The following is a 3893-nucleotide window of genomic DNA, read 5'->3' as shown; positions in this document are numbered from 1 at the left end:
TAAAGCCCTGCCTACGCTTTAAAACATAGGTACTAGGTTATAGGCTCTAGGTCCTAGTAACTTCCCTAGTACCTTTATCTTCCTTTAACCTTTAACCTTTAACCTTTAACGATTATTTAATCACTACCAAACAAATCGCGGGTATACACTTTATCAGCCACATCGTTTAGTTCATCAGCCTGACGATTTGACACAATCACATCTGCAAGTGCTTTAAACTCATTTAAATCTCTGATAACTCTTGAATTAAAAAACGCTTCTTCTTTTAAAGCTGGCTCATAGACTACTACTTCAATCCCTTTAGCTTTAATGCGCTTCATAATACCTTGGATTGCAGATGCTCTAAAATTGTCAGACCCTGTTTTCATAACTAAGCGATATACGCCAACCACTTTAGGGCTGCGCTTGATGATTGAATCTGCGATGAAGTCTTTACGAGTAGTGTTAGCATCAACAATGGCACCAATCATATTATTTGGCACATCTTTGTAATTAGCTAACAACTGCTTGGTATCCTTAGGTAAACAATAACCGCCATAGCCAAATGAAGGATTATTATAATGACTACCAATACGTGGGTCTAAGCTTACACCTTGAATAATTTGCTTCGCGTTTAAACCGTGGCTTTCAGCGTAGCTATCAAGCTCGTTAAAATAAGCAACACGCATAGCAAGGTAAGTGTTAGAAAAAAGCTTTATTGCCTCTGCTTCTGTAGAGTCAGTAAACAGAATCTCAATATCTTGCTTTATCGCACCTTGCGCAAGCAAGTTAGCAAATGTTTTAGCACGTTCACTTTGCTCACCAACAATAATACGTGACGGGTATAAATTATCATGCAATGCTTTACCTTCTCGTAAAAATTCTGGCGAAAATATTACGTTATCAGTGCCAAACTTTTCTTTAACCGACTGCGTATATCCAACTGGCACGGTTGATTTAATAACCATAGTAGCCGTTGGGTTAATTTTCATTACATCTTTAATAACCGACTCAACACTATTGGTATTAAAATAGTTTGTTTCAGGGTCGTAGTCGGTAGGCGTTGCAATAATTACAAATTCAGCACCAGCCAATGCTGACTCTTTATTTGTGGTCGCGGTAAAATTTAACTGCTTATTTTGTAAAAAATCACTTATTTCAACATCAACAATCGGTGATTGCTTGTCTTTCAAAAGTGCAACTTTATTTTCGTCTATATCAAGCGCAACAACTTTATTGTGTTGCGCAAGCAACATAGCATTAGACAGGCCAACATAACCTGTACCAACAACAGCAATTTTCATTTTAAAATTCCTTAAGCTTCTATATTTTGCTTCCAAGCCTAAGCTCATTACGCTTAGCACTAAAGCCATTTATTTAGTAACCGTAATTTGCACAAAGAGAAGACGATGAGGTGAAATGAGAAGAAAAACCACAGGCACCAAGCTCCTAGTCACTTCCCTAGAACCTAGCGCCTTTTCTTTTCCTCTAAAGCGCAGCGCCCTCTTAACCTCTTTGTGAATAAATCACTTAAACAATTTTTACCACCGAGAGCACCGAGGCGCTACACCGAGAAAGTAAAGTTAAGTCTACAACCTGTGTTTTCCTAGAACCTAGAACCTTTGTCTTCCTAGTACCTTTACCCTTTAATATTCACAACTTTTGCTTCATCTATCACTTCACGCTGGCTTTGTTTCGCATTCCAAACCAAATCACAAATACCATCAGTTGGATTAAAACCAGTTGGTGCATCAAGCAGTAATTGTCTGATCATTTCATGATCAAAATTATGACAAGCAATATCAAAAGCTTCTAAAAACACATTTAGTTCTGGTAATGGGAGCATAGCTTCATTTGCAGTCATAATACGCTCGTGCGGTGTTTCACCCACGTTATCGCCTATTAGCAGCTCTTCATAAAGTTTTTCGCCGGGGCGTAAGCCAGTACATTTAATTTCAATATCACCATGAGGATTGTTTTCGTCTTTAACCTCAAAGCCCGATAAACGTACCATTTTACTAGCTAAATCTTTAATTTTAACCGACTCCCCCATATCAAGCACAAATACATCGCCGCCTTTACCCATAGAACCAGCTTGAATAACCAATTGCGCGGCCTCGGGAATAGTCATAAAAAAGCGGGTAATATCAGGATGAGTCAAGGTAATTGGCCCACCCTCTTTAATTTGTCTGCGGAATAATGGTACTACAGAGCCAGAAGACCCCAAAACATTGCCAAAACGCACCATACAAAAGCGGGTAGTATGTTTACCTTTAACTTTATTTTGCGCCAATCCCTGTAAACACAGCTCAGCCATACGTTTAGTTGCGCCCATCACATTAGTTGGGCGTACTGCTTTATCGGTCGATATAAGTACAAAGGTTTCAACTTTAGCATTTACAGCTGCTTTGGCAGCATAATACGTACCAAATACATTGTTACGTACTCCTTCAACCACATTATGCTCAACCAGTGGTACATGCTTATATGCAGCAGCGTGGTAAACAGTTTGTACGCCAAACGCCATCATCACGGTTTCAATACGGTTTATACGTTGCACAGAGCCCATAATAGGGATCAGCTCAACATCTAATTGGTTATGCTGAATATATTCACAAAGTTCTTTTTCAATTGCATATAAAGCGAATTCACTTAGCTCAAACAGCACTAATTTTTTAGGTTTCTGCTTTACAATCTGCCGACAAAGCTCAGAACCAATTGAACCACCCGCACCTGTAACCATAACCACTTTACTTGTTATATTAGCCGACATAAGTTCAGGCTTAGGGGTAACAGGGTCACGGCCTAGCAAGTCTTCTATTTCAACTTCCCTAAATTCAGAAAGCTGCGCTTTGCCCTCTACCACATCGGCCATACCAGGAATAGATAAAACCTTAACCGTTAGCGGCTCAAGTTGCGCAAGTATCTGTTTACGGCGAGCACGGCTTTCACTGGGCAACGCCAATAATACTTTAGAGACATTACGTTTATTTATAAGCTCATAAATGCCTTTAAAACATACAACCGGAATACCTTGAATAATAGAACCTTGCTTGGTTTCGTCGTCATCAATAAAGGCCCTTACATAATACTCTGGTCCTGCACCAAGAGCAGTCGCCAATTGCCTACCCGCAGAACCGGCACCATAAATAATAACCGACTCTTTATTAGCCGTAGTAAGTTTACCTATCATTGCACGTACCAAAATACGTGCTCCACCTACAGTGAGTAAGCACAGCCAAGCAAAAATAAAAGGCATAGTACGGGGGATTTCAATACCCATAAAAAAGGCAAGCAACACCAAACTAACAGTTGTGATAAAAGTGCCTAAAACAATAGCCCACAACGCTTGCGAGTTCATATAGCGCAATACGGCACGATATAAACCAAGGTTAATAAATGCGAAAAGGCTAGTAGGTACTAACAAGGTAAGTAACAACCAATTATCGGCTTTGCTAAATGGCGCTAAACTATCTAAGCGAACAATTAAGGCAAGCCAAAAGGCTGAAATAATAAATAACGAATCAATAAATAAGGTAATGGCGCGTTTTGTTCCGCGCGATGCATTTAATATAGAGCGAATGTAATTATCCACAACAAGTTCCCTTTTTTTGCATTCGACGTAATGCAGATTGTATTAAAATTTTGCTCATAAGCAGTGGCACCATGCTATCAGGCGAACCTGACAGCAAGCTTAACGATTGTTAAAATTTTATGAATTATAGCTGATATCCCCATTCGCTGCCACAAACTAATACATAATCACTAGTCATTGTTTTTAAATGTAATTATTGCTAGGAGCTAGGAGCTATCAGCTATCAGCTATCAGCTATCAGCTATCAGCTATCAGCTATCAGCTATCAGCTATCAGCTATCAGCTATCAGCTATCAGCTATCAGCTATCAGCTATCAGC

General features: G+C 39.4%; 2 protein-coding genes. Both read right to left on the bottom strand.

The genetic code is table 11. The annotated features are described in order from the left end of the window. Nucleotides 1-116: 116 nt before the first annotated feature. Nucleotides 117-1283, bottom strand: a complete 1167-nt coding sequence (locus ENH88_RS02680; RefSeq protein ID WP_304179160.1) for a nucleotide sugar dehydrogenase — start codon at nucleotides 1281-1283, stop codon at nucleotides 117-119. 335 nt (nucleotides 1284-1618) lie between these two features. Continuing rightward, nucleotides 1619-3574 carry a polysaccharide biosynthesis protein gene (locus ENH88_RS02675; RefSeq protein WP_304179158.1) on the bottom strand — a complete coding sequence of 652 codons (1956 nt, stop codon included), beginning with the start codon at nucleotides 3572-3574 and terminating at the stop codon, nucleotides 1619-1621. Nucleotides 3575-3893 lie beyond the last annotated feature (319 nt).

It is taken from the genome of Pseudoalteromonas prydzensis (genome assembly GCF_011050055.1).
Classification (GTDB): domain Bacteria; phylum Pseudomonadota; class Gammaproteobacteria; order Enterobacterales; family Alteromonadaceae; genus Pseudoalteromonas; species Pseudoalteromonas prydzensis_A.
The sequence above is the reverse complement of the archived record's forward strand: the minus strand, read 5'-3'. Positions and strand labels throughout refer to the sequence as shown.

Bases quoted from the DNA above. Each gene is read 5' to 3' on its own strand.
- ENH88_RS02680 (WP_304179160.1), bottom strand. From the start codon at position 1,283: ATGAAAATTGCTGTTGTTGGTACAGGTTATGTTGGCCTGTCTAATGCT.